The following is a 17956-nucleotide window of genomic DNA, read 5'->3' as shown; positions in this document are numbered from 1 at the left end:
ATTTAATATACCTATTTGTCAATGCAAAATAACAATATTGTATGTGTTTACATTAAAGACCACATAAGTATAGTGCTTTTGTGAATTTTTCACATGTGGCCTGTAATACAATTGAATTACAGGAAAATAAAAGGTTAAGTCTCAATGTCATTAAGTTAAAGAATCAATCTGCGGCTGTTTTATGCATCCACTGCACAAGGAGTGTCGCGATAAACAAGGCACTTGCCCACAGCAAAACAAAACCCAGATGCTCCACAACCTGTGCTGTCAGCCCTGCCTCCAGTGATTCACTCAGCTGTAAAACAGCCTTGGTCAGCAGCATGGATGCAATGGTATCCAGAATTCCTCCTTCATGAGCCACCTCATAAAAGCCACCCGAGATAATGGATGCCAAAACAGCAAGTGCACTTCCCAGCATATTGGCTGTAACCTTCTGTGCAAACAGCATATTCAAAAACAGGGCGAAGGCTGTCGCAAACAAAGCTAAAACAAACAGCAGACCGGCATAAACCGGCAGGGAAAAGCCGATTTGAGCACCAAACAGCCGGCACACGGCAAGCGTCATAAAGGCCGACAGAATCACAGACAGCATGGTAAATGCAATCATACCACCCAGATAAGAGAAAAAGGATACCAGAGACAGCAGTATCCGCTTCATACGCCACAGCTTCTTATCCTCACCATACTGCATCATATAGACCAGTGACTACATGTATACGCAATACTTCCTTCTAAACTCCTCCTCATCCATCCTTGAACATCCCTATTGTATAAGAAGGCGCAAAAAAAGGAATCAACCGTTGGGATGATTCCTGGTATGATTATTTTACTTCCCGTGTCCAGCCATAGGTATCCGCAACATCGCCCCACTGGATACCGGTCAGTGTATCGTACAGCTTCTGTGTCAGCTCTCCGGTCTTGAAATCATTGATCACCGTGATTTCCCCTTTGAAATTCAGCTCTCCGACAGGAGAAATAACCGCTGCAGTTCCGGTACCAAACGCTTCCTCCAGACGGCCCTCCTTACCCGCCTGCATCAGCTCATCAATAGCGAGATGGCGTTCCTCCACCTCATAGCCCCAGGAGGTTAACAGCTGCAGAATGGAATCTCTGGTAACACCCGGCAATACTGTTCCATCACAGGGTGCCGTAACGATTTTATTATCAATTTTGAACATGACGTTCATCGTTCCGACTTCCTCGACATACTTTCGCTCCACACCATCCAGCCAGAGCACCTGGGTATACCCCAGCTTTTCCGCCTTGACCTGCGCAGCAATGCTGGCCGCATAGTTGCCGCCGCACTTTGTAAATCCGGTGCCTCCCTTGGTAGCCCGCACATATTCATCCTCTACATAGATTTTCACAGGATTTACACCCTCCGGATAATACGCTCCAACCGGAGAAAGCAGAATCATGAATTTGTAGGCATTGCTTGGATGTACCCCAACTGCAGCTTCCGTCGCAAACATAAACGGGCGGATATAAAGTGAGGTACCCTCGGCAGTCGGAATCCAGTCCTTTTCATAATTTACAACCGCAGCTACCGCCTCTACAAACATCTCCTCATCCATTTCCGGCATACACAGACGACGGTTGGAATTGGCGAAGCGGCGCGCATTCATTTCCGGGCGAAACAGCAGCACCCGGCCATCCTTAGTCTTATAGGCCTTCAGCCCCTCAAAGGTTTCCTGTGCATAATGCAGAACCAGACTTGCAGGATCCATGCAGATCGGCGCATACGGCTCGATCTTGGCATTGCACCAGCCCTGCTCTGCTGTCCAATCCATGGTAAACATATGGTCGGTAAAGATTTTACCAAAGCCCAGATCACTGCTCCAGTCCGGTTTTTCTTTTTTCTGTGATGCTTCTATAATTTCGATATTCATATACGAATCCTCCCTAATCACAACTTCTATGTTTCATAGGTTACACCCTTTTTGCAATTTCGTCAACCACATTCTTTCATATTTTTACATTCTCTCTCATTTTTATTTCAAAAGACTGTGCATTTCTCTATTACCGTACCATATTATGATGCTCCCCTTCCAATCAACCCATGCATAGTAATAGCAATAAGTAAAAATGTAACAGATGTAAATCAGCAAAGAGTATTTCATCTCCCTACATTCAAATGTTGACAATCCGTAATCCGCAGTGAGACACAGAAAAGTTTCATAACCAAAGGCGAATGATAGATACCAGTTTGATGACCTTTATGGGAGTCAAGGAGCGTCCGAAGCAACACAGCCATTGTGTCGGGATTGCATGTTTCATAAGTGTACCTTTGCCCTGCCGGGGTCTTTGGATGATTCCTGATCGGATGAACACCTTCTGTTCCGGCAAAAAGCTATTTGCGAAAGCGATGAGAAGCCTGCCGGCATGCTGGCTGAATATCAGGCTTAAACATCTCCAGCGCAGATAGAACATCAGTTGTGCATTTATCGGTATCTCTGTGGCATATACTAAGTGATCGTTATGATCTGATGTATATTCTGTTTTTCTTTATTTACGTACACACTCAGTAGCCACGATTATGCAATGTAATAGTAATGGAATTCCATATTTCCGCGTATGGGATGCAATATTATTTTCTACAGGTATTTCGGACAAAAATACTAACTTTTATAAATTTATGCTATACTTTTACTAAACACGGAAGAGGGCACATTATGACAGTAGAAATCAAGCATAACCAAAGCTTCTGGGAGCAGGGTCCCCAGAATGCTGAAGAAATCCATGCCGTACAGCAACTGCAGACCGGACTGTATAATATTCGCAGCGATACCCATATTGGTATCACATGGGAGGAAAACGAACGGGATGCAGTATTTGTATTATACATGCTGGAGGGAGAAATGCAGTTTCAATCCAGCAGTGAAGTCTTTTCCTTAAAAAAGGATGACAGCGCACTGTTTAGCTATGAAGCAACTGCTATTCACGGAATTTCCAAAACACCCTGCCGTCTGATGCTGTTCAGTACGAGCGGCTCCTATCAAAAGGTGAATGCGACCAACGCCTGCTTTGAAAAGCTGCGGGAGGTCGAACTGAAGGATATCTATACGATTGGACACAGCCGACGGGTCAGCAGTCTTTCCATGTCCATTGCATTGCAGCTGGATCCGGGCTATGATATTCTGACACTGGGCGCAGCCGCAACCTTCCATGATCTTGGTAAATATTATACACCAATTGAAATTCTGCAAAAGCCGGGACGATTAACTCCTGAGGAATTTTCCATTATCAAGCTGCATCCCCAGGCTTCCTGGCAGCTGCTGATGGAATTACATGGAGAAATAATTGCAGAGATAGCCCTGCAGCACCATGAACGAATGGATGGAAGCGGATATCCCCGCGGTCTGCACGCAGATGCAATCCGGATGGATGCACGCATCATTGCAGTTGCGGATGTGTTTGATGCCATTACGAGTAAACGCTCCTACAACAATCCCGTCAGCTATGAACAGGCTCTGTCTATCATGGAACAGGAGCGGCAGCTGTACGATTCGGATGTTCTGCATGCACTTCATATTCTGGTAAGGGAAAAGCGACTGTCCATTTCGATATAAGGTCACAGTAAAAACCGGCACTTCAAAATTTGCCGGTTTCTTTATGCATTGGAAAGGATACGTACAGGGAATAGCCTTGCGCAGAACAAGCACTCAGCAAGACTTTACGTACCGTAAGAAATGTGAAAAAGGCATCTGCTTTTTTACGAATCATAATATGCAGATGCCCGTTTATAGAAAAGCTATGCTTTCTTCTTCATTTCCTCCAGCTGTTTTTCAACGATCGCATACTGGGAGCGGTAACCCTCCAGCTTTTCACGCTCTGCGTTGACCTTTGCTTCGGGAGCCTTGTTTACGAAATTCGGATTGCTCAGCATGCCCTCTCCGCGTTTGATTTCCTGCTGCAGACGTTTGATTTCCTTGCTCAGCTTTTCGATTTCCTCTTCCACATTGATGATTGCGGCCAGCGGAACATTCAGCGTACCGTTCAGAATCGGACGAACTGCCATTTCCACAGCGCTGTCCTCATCGATCCATGTCGCATGACACATCTTCTGCAGGATGGCATTGATATAGGAAACACTTGGCATATTCTTACCGTTTTCGTCCCGTATGATGACCTCGATGTCCATGCTCGGCTTCAGGTTGTAATCCACCTTCAGACTGCGCACTGCCTCGATCATTGTAATCAGCTGACGAATCGCTGTCATTTCCTCTTCGCTCATCGCCGCATCCACTGCACATGGCCAGGCCTCCAGATTGATGCTTTCCTGAGTATGCGGAATTGCCAGATAGATTTCCTCTGTCACGAACGGCATGAACGGATGCAGCATACGTACGATACCGCTCAGCACCGTTACCAGCGTGGACTGTGCTGCCCTGCGCAGTGTTTCATCATCGCTGGAAAGACCTGCCTTGCTCAGCTCGATATACCAGCTGCAGAAATCATCCCAGATAAAGCTGTACAGCTCATTTCCAACCAGCGCATACTCATATTTTTCCATATTCGCCGTCACGTTTTCCAGCACCTCATTGAAGCGCTTCAAAATCCATTTGTCGATCATGGAGGCATTGCTCAAATCAATGTCGGAAACCTCCATATCCTCTGGAATCTGCATGAGGACAAAGCGGCTCGCATTCCATATTTTATTGATAAAGTTCGCACTTGCCTCGACCTTTTCATCGATGTAGCGCAAATCCTGTCCCGGTGTGGAATTCGTTGTCAAAAAGAAGCGCAGTGCATCGACACCGTGATCCGCAATCACATCCATCGGATCAATACCGTTGCCCAGCGACTTACTCATCTTACGTCCCTGCGCATCCCGTACCAGACCGTGAATCAATACATCCTTAAACGGACGGTTTTTCATGCAGTAGCGTGTCTGGAAAGCCATACGGGCAACCCAGAAGAAAATGATATCATAGCCGGTCACAAGCACGTCATTCGGGAAGTAACGGTTCAAATCATCCGTCTCCTTCGGCCAGCCCAGCGTGGAGAACGGCCACAGTGCACTGGAGAACCAGGTATCCAGAACATCCTCATCCTGAATCCAGTTTTCCAAATCCTGCGGATCCTCCATCCCTACATAGATTTCACCGGTTTCCTTATGATACCAGGCAGGAATGCGGTGTCCCCACCACAGCTGACGGGAGATACACCAATCCTCGATATTTTCCAGCCACTGATGGAAGGTCTTTTCAAAGCGCTGCGGATAGAAGTGAATTTTCTGTTCTTCGATTTCCTGATTTTTTAATACCTCTTCAGCCAGCGGCTCCATACGGACAAACCACTGCTTAGAAAGATAAGGCTCCACAATGACACCGGTTCTTTCCGAATGTCCAACCTGATGCATGTGCTGTTCGATATGATCCACAACACCATCCTTTTCAAAATCGGCAACCAGTGCCTTACGGCAAGCAAAACGGTCCATTCCTGCATACTTGTGTGCCATTTCATTCATCGTACCATCCGGATGCATACAGATCGGCATTGCCAGATGATATTTTTTCGCCAGAGCAAAGTCATTCGGATCATGTGCCGGTGTACATTTCATAACCGCCGTACCAAAGGACATGTCGATATAATCATCCGCCATGATTGGCAGTTCTTCCCCATTGGCAGGGTTAATAACGTGCATTCCGACGATGTTCTTATAACGTTCATCCTCCGGATGTACAAAAATCGCCTGATCCGCAAACATGGTTTCCGGACGGGTGGTCGCAATCACCAGCTCTTTTCCGGTTTCCACTACCTTATATTTGAAATAGTACATCGCACCTTCAATTTCCTTGTGAATAACCTCAATATTGGAAAGTGCTGTTTTAGCCTGCGGATCCCAGTTGATGATACGCTCTCCCTGATAAATCAGACCATCATTGTATAAGTCCACAAATACTCTGCGTACCGCATCACTCAGTCCCTCATCCAGCGTAAAGCGTTCTCTGGAATAGTCAAGGGACAGTCCCATCTTTGCCCACTGCTTGCGAATCGTGGAGGCATACTCCTCCTTCCATTCCCATGCACGCTCAAGAAACTTCTCACGCCCGATATCATATCGTGAAATACCTTCGGATTTCAGACGCTCGTCAACCTTGGCCTGGGTCGCAATCCCGGCATGATCCATGCCCGGCAGCCACAGCATGTCATAGCCCTGCATACGCTTGTAGCGGGAAACAATATCCTGCAGGGTGGTATCCCATGCATGTCCCAAGTGCAGCTTTCCGGTTACATTGGGTGGAGGTATTACGATGCAGAAGGGGTCCTTGCTCTTATCTCCTGCTGTGAAATAGCCGTGATCGATCCAGCTTTTGTAGTGGTCCATCTCAACGTGAAGATGATCATATTTCGCATCTAATGTTTTTCTCATAACGCACTTCTCCTTTACTTGTCCAAACGGAAGCTTTCTGTAAGAATATCTTCTTTCAGAATGCTCATTAACACCATATCGTGATATCGTCCATCACTCAGCAATGCCAGCTTGCGAAGGATTCCCTCCTGTACAAAGCCGCAATGCTTTAAAACCGCTGCACTCGCCGGATGCTCCACAGCTACATAGGCTTCCATGCGGCGCAGCCCGACATGCGCAAAGCCAGCTTTCACCAGCGCGCTGACAGCTTCTCTCATCAAGCCCTGATTCCAGTAATCCGGATGCATCAGATAACCGATTTCGCCGATATCCCCATCAATGGTATGGATATCCAGATTGCCGATCACCTTGTCATCATGCTTATGTACCATCACCCAGGCCTGCGGTACACCGCGCTTTTCCCAGGTCAGAAAATAACTGCGGATACTGTTCAGTGTCTCTTCTATATCCGTATGAGGATGCAGAGATAAATACCGCATGACCAAAGGGTCGCTGTAATAGGCAAACATATCACATACATCCCCTTCTTCTACAGGACGAAGCAGCAGATGTGCAGTTTCCACACAGGGCATATCCAAGCGCATACCATCACCTCCGAATATAAAAAAAGCGTCCCGCAAAGGACGTTTTCACGTGGTACCACCTTATTTTACACAGCTGTGCTGTGCCTTGACCACGTTAACGCCGTGCTTCACGAATACTCCTACTTCTCTTTCAGAATATCTGCTCCAAGACTACCTTCCCACAGCTTCAGCACTTTCTTCCACCAGCCGAAAGCTCTCTCTACCTGAAAATCTGTGGTACTCCTTCTTTTCTAACGCATTTTACTTTTCTATTATAAACAAAAGTCCAGCGGTTTTCAACCTCTTTTTTAGTTTTGCGGGCAGCTGAGGCTTTTAACACCACACACAGGCATCTCTTGCTGATTATCGGATCAAGGAGCTGTTTCCTTCCTGTAAAGGCTCTTGACCGGCATGTCGTGACAGGTAGTGTGAAAGAACATCCAATTTATGATAAAACAAGAAATTTAAGACAGCATTCATGCCGTGTGTTTCCGCGCGCAAAATGGGGATGAGTTAACGATAATGAAACATTCACAACCTGTACAGAAAATCTGTCAAGTCCTATACACAGGGGCTGCTTATGCTATCCATATATCCCAACTGCACACACGATTCCGGCGACAAAGTCATTCCCTCACATATTCCTGAGCGTGAAAGAAGGCAGACATCTGGTGAAAACCGCAGATATACAAAAAAAAACAAAAGCACCATTTATATTGATGCTTTTGTCCCCGCATAAACTGCTTGCATATTTCATATACTCATGCGTCCGCCAAATTCAGACAGAGGGAAGAATCACCAGCGTACGTTCGTTTACTTCCTTATTGTTATTGGCCAGACGCAAAGCATCTTCCTTCACATCATAGCGCTGTGCTATGGTTCCATAGGAGTCATTCCCTCTGGCGACGACCATACGGTAGGATGTATACGTTGTTTCATCGTCTTCGAACAAATCTTCAAATTCCGACATCGCTGTGGTGTCCGATTCCTGTGGTGTCTCTTCCTCCTGTGCCACTTCTTCATTTTCCTGCGAGCCTGTAGCAGACAGCTGTTCAAGTGTATGCAGGGTATTGTCCTGCATCTCTGGCTGAGCAGGTGCCGGCTGCCGGGATGCTGAAAACTCCGGCTGCACATTGTCTTGTTCAACAACCGTCTGTTGAACAGGTGCCGGCTGCTCCTGCAATCCGTGAATTCCCATAAGAATCGTCAAATTCAAACCGCCATTGGCAGGAACACTCTGATATTCCTGTATATCAAGATAAAAACGCTCCTGTGACAGCTTGTGATTCGGTGCAAGTACATCCATATCCAATACTTCCTCATATTCCTGCAGCTCACCCTCATCATTCACATAGCTTCCCTGTACACGCAGGGGACCTACTGCACGAATGCCCTCTGCTTCCTTATGGTATTCCAGTGATTCCCGTACCTGCAGGGAACGCGGCTCCTTGACCTGATCTGCGAACTGCAGCTCTTTTTCTATTTTCATTGTTTTCATAGCGTAGCCTCCTATCATTATGTATGCCGCAGAAACACAAAGTATGCCTGCCTGTACAGATTCCTTGCAGGTCTGCTCTTTGCCAGGCTGCACTGCTTCCGCCAGCCTGACTGCCGTTTTTAAATTCTTGGTCTTTTTCTGTCCACAAGTGACAAAATATGATAGAATGGATTGGAAAGAAATGAGGATGTTAACATGATTACCATTGAAAGAACAAGTGTAATGAATTTTGAAAATGCCATTCGCGGTGCCCGTAATCCGATGAACAGCTGGAATCGCATGGATAGCTTTTATGATGAACAGGGAAACTTCATTATGGGACCAAACGATCTGAATCTGGCACAGCGTCTGGCACGTGCAGGCAGTGATCACCGTAAATTCATCCGTCAGATATTTGTTTCTGTCGATTTTACTGCCCCGCTGTACTGGTGGAAGGAATACGATACATACAAGGTGGCAACCGTGGCCAACTCCACCTCCACCATGCACAAGATTGCCAGCAAGCCCTTTACGCTGGATGATTTTTCCCATGAGCGTATGAATACACAGGCACAGGAGGCGCTGGCACATACCGTTTCCGTCCTGGAGGATCTGCGGAAAGACTATCTGGAAACAAAGGATAAGGAAACCTGGTACAGTATGATTCAGCTGCTGCCGAGCAGCTACCATCAGATGCGTACCTGTACGCTGAATTATGAAACGCTGATGAACATTTATTATGCAAGAAGAAACCACAAGCTGGATGAATGGCATACCGTGTGCGACTGGATCGCATCACTGCCCTATGCGAAAGAGCTGATTCTTGCGGTAGAAGAAAAATAATATAGAAATGACAGAATCCTAAAACAGTTCGCCGACCTGCAAACCGTTTAGATTCTGTCTTTTTTCTGTTTCTGATCATAACGATAGGATAGGAATGCCGGAATCCCGACAAAGCCAAACCCAAAAGCAGTTGCCTGAACACCGGTATGGTGCATTGCAAATCCGCACAGCATGAAAAAAGCTGTCGGAAAGCTCATATAGCCGCAGATGCGATGTGCATACCGCCACGTATTTTCATCTGCCGTCGTCCATGGCAGCCGAAGACCAAGATGACGATTAAAGGGAAGCTTTGGTGCAGCGTTTCCATATACCAGTACCAGAAACAGCACCATGGAAAACTGCAGTTTATCTTTTACAGCTTCCTGTAGCTGTCCGCATGCATATAAAGCAGCGATTACCGCCATCATCATAATAAAAAACATGCATACCACAGCCATTTCCTGTACGGTACGGTTCTTCGGATTTGCCTGATCGAGTCCGGTTATCACATCATTCGCAAAATACAGCCGAAGAGCACTGAGGACAGAGAATAGCAGAATTCCCCATTCCGTATAGGGAAGCCATGGTGAGACACACACGCAGAGCAGAATACCTCCACAGCAAAGCATCATCCAGCGATCATTTTTCATGCTTCTGCGCCTTTCCATGAAAGGACATTCCATCAAACACATCCAGAAAGCGGCAGTACATCTGTTCCACAGCAGATGTGTTGATCGCATAAATTACATACTGTCCCTGTTTTTCACAGGTGATTAGCTCACTGGTCTTCAATATATCCAGATGCTTGGATATGGCCGGCTTTGACATTGTGAATTCTTCAGCAATCTCTCCGGCACTTAGATTTTTTTCACTCAGCAGCTGCAGAATCCGCCGTCTTGTCGGATCTGCCATCGCTTTAAACATATCCATATACTTACCTCATAACCAGCAGCATAATGCCCAGCTGAATGATTGTCAGCAGAATTGCAATCGCAAGTCCTGCAATACGGTTATCCGTGCAATCGGTATACAGAAGAATAACAGCCTCCAGTACAGGAATACACCAAATTGCGAATTCCTTATTCATGGTTCGATTTACCTCACCGCTCAAGCTGAACTGCATCGGAAGCTCATTTGGCAGGCGTGGATACAACAGCAGGGAAACAAGCAGTAAGCACACCGGAATACCATAAGCACCGTATTTTTTCAAGAACACCATAAGAATTCCTCCTGTTTCTTTATTTAACTAATTAGTTAAATATATAATAATATGATTCCAGTAAACTGTCAATAGCTGGCAGAACAAATCTAAACCAAGCAAATCTAAATCAATACAGAGTCTTCACAATTCACGGCAAGTGCATACCTGTAAAATTCACCTGTTAACAATCAGACTACGATGCAAATGTAAAAGAACGTATCGTATCGCTTTCTGGTTCTTTCTCGATTGTGGGTAAACTTAACATAGGGAGACATCCATACGATTGTAGTTATCAATAGAAGTTGAAGTCTCCCTTTCGCAAACACCCTAAAGTAAGAAAGAACCTGCTTTCTAACAAATGCGATATTTCTTTTATTCTGAAAAACTGTGACAGCAACAAAAGGATGTCCCGAACACACGCAAACACTTACATCCTGCTTCCTGTCTTCGGCTATCAAGTCCATGCAGCATAGCTGCCTGCCAATGTCCCTTACATGGATATACAAATATATTCATATTTTTTAAATACTATCCCTACAAAAAAGGCGCAAAGCGTGCTATCACATGCCTTTGCACTTCAAAACATTTCTTGCCCCTGTTAGGGTGTTTTAAAGACTACTTCCAATTTTTTCTATGATCAACAATCAGTTTTATCAGGGCTCCCAGCATCAGAACGGAGATACCAAGCATGATCAGACCCTTGAAAAACCCCTCTTTCTTCACAATGATTATGCCTGTCAGAAAGCTGCCCGCAATGATAAAGCCGAAAAACAGCAGCAATACCAAGATCAGCGGTACGCGAATCCAGAGAGAAATTTTCTTGTTTCCTGCAGTATACAATGTTCCTTCCATTACGATTTCCATAATAATTTCCAGTAGCGTTTCCATGGCATCTCCTCCTTCTTCATATTTTTACCGTACATCTGCATGTATCAGGCTTTCCACTTCGTTGTGATTCTCATATTGCCAATCCCATACTTTTTCATATACAGTTCATAGTTTTCATTCAGTTATACCTGAAGTTCTTCAATAGAGACAGCACGTATAGGATATCTGTCATTGCAATGATATCGAAGAGAGGTATTCCTTTCTCACGCAGCAGCGTTTGCAAATCGTCGATTAAAGAAAATGCAGTGGATTCTATCTCGCAGCTTCCCCCATCTGTTTGCTATACGATGAAATTCAAGGTGATATGATATCGGACTCCATACAGACTGCCGTAAGGTATTCGAGAAATTGGCACATCAATATGATCAATGTCACAATAGGGTATACACAGACTGCTTTCATTTCTATGTTGCTGCAAGAAATGTTCAACCCGTATGCTATCCTGATCAAAATAGCATAGCAGGAGCATACCGGACCTTCTATGATGGGCAGCATATTTCCCATCCGCATACACATCACAAGGCAGTATGACAGATTTTGCTATCATCTGTATACATAAGCACTCCTCCATGGGTCGCTCCTATTTATGGTTAACTTCATTATATGACATTCCCTTTACAGTTACAACTTATTATAGGATTTTGCGCATCTTACGCGAATTTCGATATCCAACGCTTACTTTCCTTTTTTACGCTGTTAAAAAAAGAGCCTCCTCTAGTTAGAGAAGACTCCGGGTGCTTCTTATCAGGAAGTGAACAGCGGTATGAGATAGCTCCAGATTTCCTCCATTCCCTGCTTTTCAACAGCTGAGAAAGGAAACAGGGGCTCATCCGCATTCAGCTTCAGTGTCTTACGGATGTTTGCGAAATGATGGGCGCGCTTGGTCGGCGGCACCTTATCGCACTTAGTTGCCACAACTGCAACAGGGATTTCATAATAACGGGCAAATTCCAGCATCGTCATATCATCATCCGTCGGCTTATGTCTGGCATCCACAAGAATCACAACACCTTTTTTCTGCGTTCGCTCAGAGAAATAATCCTCCATCATCTGTCCGAATTTGATCAGCTGTGCTTTCGAGATATTCGCATAGCCGTATCCGGGAACATCTACAAACATATACTTGTCATCCAGATTGAAGAAATTCAGCAGTCTGGTCTTGCCGGGCGTATTCCCGACATAGGCCAGCTTTTTGCGTCCGCACATGGCATTGATGAAGCTGCTTTTGCCGACATTGCTTCGGCCAGCCAGAACAATTTCCGGCAGTGTCGTATCCGGCCATGATTTCTTATCCGGTGCGGAAATGACCAGCTCCGCTTTCTGAAATTGTATCATGCTATTTAACCAGGGCAACATCCAGCACCTGAGACACACGTTCCACAGGTACGAAGTTGACACTTTCCTTTACCGTTGCCGGTACATCATCCAAATCCTTGACATTGGCCTTTGGAATGACGATTGTCGTAATTCCACAACGATGTGCCGCCATGGATTTTTCCTTCAGACCGCCGATTGGCAGGACATTTCCACGCAGTGTGACCTCTCCAGTCATTGCCAGATTGGCTTTGACCGGCGTATCGCTCAAAGAGGATACCAGAGCGGTTGTCAGCGTTACACCGGCGCTTGGTCCATCCTTTGGAACGGCCCCTTCCGGTACGTGGATATGAATATCGTTCTTTTCGAACACCTCCGGCTGGATTTTGTATTTTTTGGCATTGGCGCGTACATAATCATAGGCAATGGTTGCGGATTCCTTCATGACATCCCCTAGCTGACCGGTGATGACCAGTTTTCCCTTACCTTCAAAATGATTGACCTCAACCTGCAGCACATCGCCTCCGAAGGAGGTATATGCCAGGCCGGTAACCGTACCGATCTGATCCTTTGTTTCCCGCTTGCCGTATTCGAATTTCTCATGACCGAGCCATTCCTTCACCAACTTTTTGGTTACCTTGATACTGCGCTTATTGTCCTTCAGGATTGCCAGCACACTCTTACGGCAGACGGTTGCAATCACACGCTCCAGCTGTCGAACACCGCTTTCTCTTGTATAATATCGAATCAGGAAGCTGATCATTTCATCATCGATTTTCAGCTGCGATGTTTTCAAACCGTTTTCCTTGATCTGCTTCGGCACCAGATGACGCTTGGCAATCTCGATTTTCTCCAGCTCGGTATAGGAGCTGAGCTCGATGATTTCCAGACGGTCACGCAATGCATTTGGTATATTCTCCAGATAATTTGCCGTTGCGATAAAGAGTACCTTGCTTAAGTCATACGGCTCTTCGATATAGTGATCGGAGAAAAGAGAGTTCTGTTCCGGATCCAATACCTCCAGCATGGCACTCGCAGGATCGCCCTTGTAATCACTTGCCATCTTGTCGATTTCATCAATCAGGAAGACAGGATTCACTGTCCCTGCTTTTTTCATTGCCTGAATAAATCTTCCCGGCATACTTCCCAGATAGGTTCTGCGGTGTCCTCTGATTTCAGATTCATCCTTCACACCACCCAGTGATATTTTCACAAATTTGCGGTCGAGTGCTCTTGCGACGGATTTCGCAAGGGATGTTTTACCGACACCGGGAGGACCAACCAGACAGATAATCGGTGCACGAAGAGAATTCGTCATCTGCTTGACAGCCAGATACTCCAGAATACGCTCCTTGATTTTTTCCAGACCGTAATGATCCGCATCCAGAATCTCACTTGCCAGATTCAGATCCTCGTTGTCCCTGGATTCCTGCCACCACGGCAGATCCATCATCCAGTCGATATACGTTTTGATAACACCGGTTTCTCCACTTGCGGCTGGCAGCATTTCATAGCGGGACAGTTCATCTCTGATCTTATCCTTAATGCTGTCAGGGTACGGATTTTCTTCCAGACGCTTGCGAATCGCATCCACATCCTTATCGGTATCCGGCACATCACCAAGCTCTTCCTTGATGGCACGCATCTTCTCCCGCAGGTAGTATTCCTTCTGACTTTCCTCAATTCTTGTTTTTACCTTGTCATTGATTTTATTCTCAATCTGTGATAATTCCTTTTCACTCTCGATTTCCTGAAGAATCAGGTACAGACGCTCATTCACACCTAATGTTTCCAGCAGCTCCTGTCGCTTTTCAAGCGTAAAAGGAAACAGCTGTGCTATCTGATCAGAAAGCACAGGTGCGGAAACGCCCTTTGCCAGTTCATTGATCATTTCTTTCGGAATGGTCTGGGAAACCGCCTCGATTTCTTCAAACTGCTTGGCGATTTTTCTTACCAGAGCAACCTCTTCCATCGGATCCTGCGCAATATCGGTTTTGACTTCCGCCGTTACACTCATCAGTGTATCATCGTTGATGATCGTATGCAGCTCCACACGCTGCATACCTCTGAACTTCACACGCAGATAACCATCCATTCTGCGGATATGCTTGATCTGACAAAGAGTACCATAGGAATATACGTCATTCACATCAGGCTCTTCCAGTGCCAGATCCCGCTGTGCTACCAGAACGACCTGACTTTCGTATTTTTCCTGTGCTTCTTCTACTGCACGCGTAGACTTTTCTCTACCGACATCGATGATGACTTCCTGATTCGGAAACACTACAACACCGCGCGTACAGACCAAAGGAAGCTGTACAATTGGATTTGCATCGTTTTCATTCATGATTCCTACACTCCTTTCCATAGGCAAAAAAGACGCGCTCCAGCGTCTTTTGCAGCATGATTACTTGCCCGTTGCTTCTTTGACAAGCTCTAATGCTTTGCGGATACGTAAATCATACGACACCGCATCGTTGGAAATCAACTGTTTTACCTGCTCAACCGGCATTTGATACATATTGGCGATATTTTCCAGCTCATTGTTGACATCCTCTTCACTTATTTCAATCTTTTCTTCCGCTGCAATAGCTTCCAGAACTAAACGCACTTTTACTTTATTGAAGGCATCCTTGCCCATTTCCTCACGAATCATTTCATCTGTCTGCCCAGTTACCTGCTTGAACTGCTCCAGACCGAATCCCTGAGACTGCAGACGCTGTTCGAAATCACGCACAAGGCTGTCTGTTTCCTCTTCGATCATAACCTGTGGAATTTCCACCTCGGCATTTTCTGTAACGGCTGTCAGAATTTCATTTTCAAATTTCTGCTCCGCCTGGTTTTTCTTGCTTTCTTCAAGGTTTTTACGGGAATATTCCTTGAATGCTTCCAGTGTTTCCACATTTTCGATTTCTGCCTGTTTTACCAGTTCATCATCTGCTTCCGGAAGTACCTTGGATTTGATTTCGTGAACAGTCACCTTAAAGACAACCGGCTGACCTGCAAGCTCCTCTGCCTGATAATCTTCCGGGAAGGTTACATTGATATCCTTTGTTTCTTCAATTCCCATGCCCAGAACCTGTTCTTCAAAGCCCGGAATAAAGCTTCCGCTTCCAATTACGAGCGGGTATGCTTCTCCCTTACCGCCTTCGAATGCAACACCTTCCTTGAAGCCTTCAAAGTCAATCACAGCAGTATCTCCGTTTTCAACCTTGCCTTCTTCTTTCACTACAAGATCCGCAAAACGCTCCTGCAGACGTGTGATTTCCTCTTCAACATCCGCATCGCTTACTTCAACAGCTTCCTTTGTGATATCCAGGCCCTTGTATGCTCCCAGCTTCACCTCCGGCTTTACTGTTACGTTGAATTTGAATGTTACCTTATCCTCATCGATGCTTTCGATATCCAGTGCCGGACGGGAAATCACCCACAAATCATGTTCCTTGATTCCTGCACTTAATGCATCTCCTGCAACCTCATCGATTGCTTCCATCAATATATTCTGAGAGCTGATCTGCTTTCTTACCAGTTTCTCAGGAGCCTGACCCGGACGGAATCCCGGCAGATTTACTTTCTTTGCCAGTTTTCTGAATGCTTTTTTCTGAGCATCCTTCCAGGTATCACCTTCGACAGTCGCTGTTAATTCACCTGTTGATTTTTCTTTTAATTCCCATGTTGAACTCATTGTTCATACCTCCTACGTATCAATCTCTTCGCACACAGCATTACATTTCATGCTTCCTTAATAATAATTCATAACCCCTGTATTGTGCAAGACCTTTTTCTTCCTCAAAGAGCATCCATGCCTCATGTTCCTCATAGGCATGAAACACATAGGCAGTCACAGCAGCAGCCAGCGGCAGTGCCTCATCCTCTTCAATATTGAAGGGCAGACGTAGATACGCCTCCTTCACCAAAGTTTCCACACACATCATCGTAAATGTCGGATTGTCGTTTTCAAACCAGTCCTTCAGATAATTCACCGCTTCCAGTGCCCCCTCGCTTTCCATAGGCGCATCCAGACTGCACGGAGAGAAGGTAACCTCAAGACCGTCGATATCCACACTGACCTCATCGGTAATGTTTTGTTCCATCATGGCTTCGATCATCAGAGAACGAACCAGATAGTGCGGGTTTTGAGACAGATAGTCCGCCACAGCATCCATGTGATTACGAATATTACTTTTTTTCAGCTGTTCAATCGCAAGAAACGCTTCCTCCAGAGAACCTTTCAGCAGAGTTTCAATGTCCTCTTCCCGAACTGCGGTATCTTTCCATTTACACTCACTGCGACACTGGTTATAGTATGCGATCAATGGTTCCTCATATTCCCTTGGAATATACGGCATGGAGAGTTCCTCATCCAGAATGGCATATGCTTCGGCAAACTGCGCATCCTTCATCAGAGTTTCCACCTTTTTTAGAATATCCTCATAATAAGTATCCATGGTTTCTCCTTTACGACTAAACATACACTAATATAGCATAATCGCTCGTTTTTATCAATTATAAAGTAGCTTCTGATCCCATTTTCGTAACATTTCTCTACAGTTTCACATAATCCTGACAAAATCTTCGAAAACACTCATTCGTTTCGCACGTTCGCATAACGCATCGATAGCACACCTTGCTGTGTGAGCATATACAGCTTGATTCCGCCTGCCGTCCCTGAGCAGTCATGAAGCCTCGTCTTGATTCCCGCTGTATCCGTAACAGCGCACACATTCCAGGAAACATGCGGAAGCAGCCGGGACGTTTTTTACGATTAACCCCAAAAGCAAGTGAGCATCCACGGCAATTTACCTTCTGAAAACAGATGCCTTTCCTATATATTATATAAGTGACGGTCTAAGCTTCTTTTTCCATATGAAAGCCACCTCAGCGGACAATGTCATTAAGTTAAGAGGATGAAAACAAACAGGATGCGGTTTTATTTTATCTCATTCTGATAGGATTAAGAGTATTCTGAAAAAAATGCATGACAAAAAGAAGATTTTTCAAGCAATTTATAAACTTTTGAGTTATAATTATATCGTATTAAGAAAAGCGGTAGTTGAAACATACTAGCGTTTGTGATTTCATAAGCCTCTTACATTTTCGATTTTGGCGGATTGGTAAGATATCTTGTGAAATGAGAGTTTCAAGATCAGGCGGGTGACCGCCTTTTCTTTTATAATGCTGGATAAAATAGCGACAATGATGTATCGCCATTTTTTTGTTTATCGCATAAGAATACTGTTTTTTCTTACCCTTTCCCTTTGGCTTTTTATTTATTATATGATGAGCCATAATAAAAGATATATGATACAGTATCA

The 17956-nt window shown here is 45.2% G+C and carries 15 protein-coding genes, 1 pseudogene and 1 other annotated feature; of the genes and pseudogenes, 2 read left to right on the top strand and 14 right to left on the bottom strand.

The annotated features are described in order from the left end of the window. Nucleotides 1-163 precede the first annotated feature (163 nt). Complete coding sequence (locus ACESPQ_RS12770; protein WP_217780455.1) at nt 164-658, bottom strand: hypothetical protein; 495 nt, start codon at nt 656-658, stop codon at nt 164-166. Nucleotides 659-821: 163 nt separating this feature from the next. Beyond that, nucleotides 822-1889 carry a branched-chain amino acid aminotransferase gene (locus ACESPQ_RS12765; RefSeq protein ID WP_002608577.1) on the bottom strand — a complete coding sequence of 356 codons (1068 nt, stop codon included), beginning with the start codon at nt 1887-1889 and terminating at the stop codon, nt 822-824. 783 nt (nt 1890-2672) lie between these two features. On the opposite strand from ACESPQ_RS12765, the gene ACESPQ_RS12760 reads away from it, so the two are divergent. Continuing rightward, nucleotides 2673-3569, top strand: a complete 897-nt coding sequence (locus ACESPQ_RS12760; protein ID WP_373144441.1) for an HD-GYP domain-containing protein — start codon at nt 2673-2675, stop codon at nt 3567-3569. A gap of 182 nt (nt 3570-3751) precedes the next feature. On the opposite strand, the gene ACESPQ_RS12755 is transcribed toward ACESPQ_RS12760, so the two are convergent. The 3 genes from ACESPQ_RS12755 to ACESPQ_RS12745 all read right to left on the bottom strand — a co-directional run bounded on the left by ACESPQ_RS12755 (nt 3752) and on the right by ACESPQ_RS12745 (nt 8437). Beyond that, the gene (locus tag ACESPQ_RS12755; protein ID WP_118002302.1) at nt 3752-6376 is read right to left on the bottom strand and encodes a valine--tRNA ligase; all 2625 of its coding nucleotides are present in this window, start codon (nt 6374-6376) and stop codon (nt 3752-3754) included. 14 nt (nt 6377-6390) lie between these two features. Further along, a complete protein-coding gene (locus ACESPQ_RS12750) occupies nt 6391-6960 on the bottom strand; it encodes a GNAT family N-acetyltransferase (protein ID WP_002608574.1) in 570 nt (189 codons plus the stop codon). Nucleotides 6961-6992: 32 nt separating this feature from the next. Next, nucleotides 6993-7203, bottom strand: a binding site (T-box leader). Between the two features lie 514 nt (nt 7204-7717). After that, on the bottom strand, nt 7718-8437 hold the full coding sequence (locus ACESPQ_RS12745) for a hypothetical protein (RefSeq protein ID WP_008819466.1): 720 nt from the start codon (nt 8435-8437) through the stop codon (nt 7718-7720). A gap of 195 nt (nt 8438-8632) precedes the next feature. Here ACESPQ_RS12745 and ACESPQ_RS12740 point away from each other — a divergent pair, with 195 nt between their 5' ends. Continuing rightward, nucleotides 8633-9259 carry a hypothetical protein gene (locus ACESPQ_RS12740; protein WP_002608572.1) on the top strand — a complete coding sequence of 209 codons (627 nt, stop codon included), beginning with the start codon at nt 8633-8635 and terminating at the stop codon, nt 9257-9259. 47 nt (nt 9260-9306) lie between these two features. Here the strand turns inward: ACESPQ_RS12740 and ACESPQ_RS12735 are convergent, their stop codons facing one another. The 9 genes and pseudogenes from ACESPQ_RS12735 to ACESPQ_RS12695 all read right to left on the bottom strand — a co-directional run. After that, complete coding sequence (locus ACESPQ_RS12735; protein ID WP_002608571.1) at nt 9307-9888, bottom strand: SdpI family protein; 582 nt, start codon at nt 9886-9888, stop codon at nt 9307-9309. Then, the gene (locus tag ACESPQ_RS12730) at nt 9878-10168 is read right to left on the bottom strand and encodes an autorepressor SdpR family transcription factor (RefSeq protein ID WP_008819468.1); all 291 of its coding nucleotides are present in this window, start codon (nt 10166-10168) and stop codon (nt 9878-9880) included. Before ACESPQ_RS12730 ends, ACESPQ_RS12735 begins: the two co-directional genes overlap by 11 nt. A 4-nt stretch (nt 10169-10172) precedes the next feature. Next, on the bottom strand, nt 10173-10457 hold the full coding sequence (locus ACESPQ_RS12725) for a DUF1648 domain-containing protein (protein ID WP_008819469.1): 285 nt from the start codon (nt 10455-10457) through the stop codon (nt 10173-10175). A 597-nt stretch (nt 10458-11054) separates the two neighbouring features. Beyond that, on the bottom strand, nt 11055-11327 hold the full coding sequence (locus ACESPQ_RS12720) for a hypothetical protein (RefSeq protein WP_257271167.1): 273 nt from the start codon (nt 11325-11327) through the stop codon (nt 11055-11057). Between the two features lie 744 nt (nt 11328-12071). Beyond that, entirely contained in the window at nt 12072-12662 is a 591-nt protein-coding gene (yihA, locus tag ACESPQ_RS12715; protein ID WP_109770364.1) for a ribosome biogenesis GTP-binding protein YihA/YsxC, read from the bottom strand. Between the two features lies 1 nt (nt 12663). Beyond that, nucleotides 12664-14988: an endopeptidase La gene (lon, locus tag ACESPQ_RS12710; RefSeq protein WP_002608565.1), complete on the bottom strand. Its 2325-nt coding sequence runs from the start codon at nt 14986-14988 to the stop codon at nt 12664-12666. 60 nt (nt 14989-15048) lie between these two features. Continuing rightward, nucleotides 15049-16326: a trigger factor gene (tig, locus tag ACESPQ_RS12705; RefSeq protein ID WP_002608564.1), complete on the bottom strand. Its 1278-nt coding sequence runs from the start codon at nt 16324-16326 to the stop codon at nt 15049-15051. Nucleotides 16327-16366: 40 nt separating this feature from the next. Continuing rightward, nucleotides 16367-17089 (bottom strand): DUF3196 family protein, encoded by a 723-nt coding sequence (locus ACESPQ_RS12700; RefSeq protein WP_008727539.1) that lies wholly within the window; start codon nt 17087-17089, stop codon nt 16367-16369. 589 nt (nt 17090-17678) lie between these two features. Further along, nucleotides 17679-17956, bottom strand: a pseudogene (locus tag ACESPQ_RS12695) (hypothetical protein); the annotation flags it as partial.

Origin of the sequence: Clostridium sp. HGF2 (assembly GCF_964240115.1) — a bacterium.
In the GTDB taxonomy this organism is placed as follows: domain Bacteria; phylum Bacillota_I; class Bacilli_A; order Erysipelotrichales; family Erysipelotrichaceae; genus Clostridium_AQ; species Clostridium_AQ innocuum.
The sequence above is the reverse complement of the archived record's forward strand: the minus strand, read 5'-3'. Positions and strand labels throughout refer to the sequence as shown.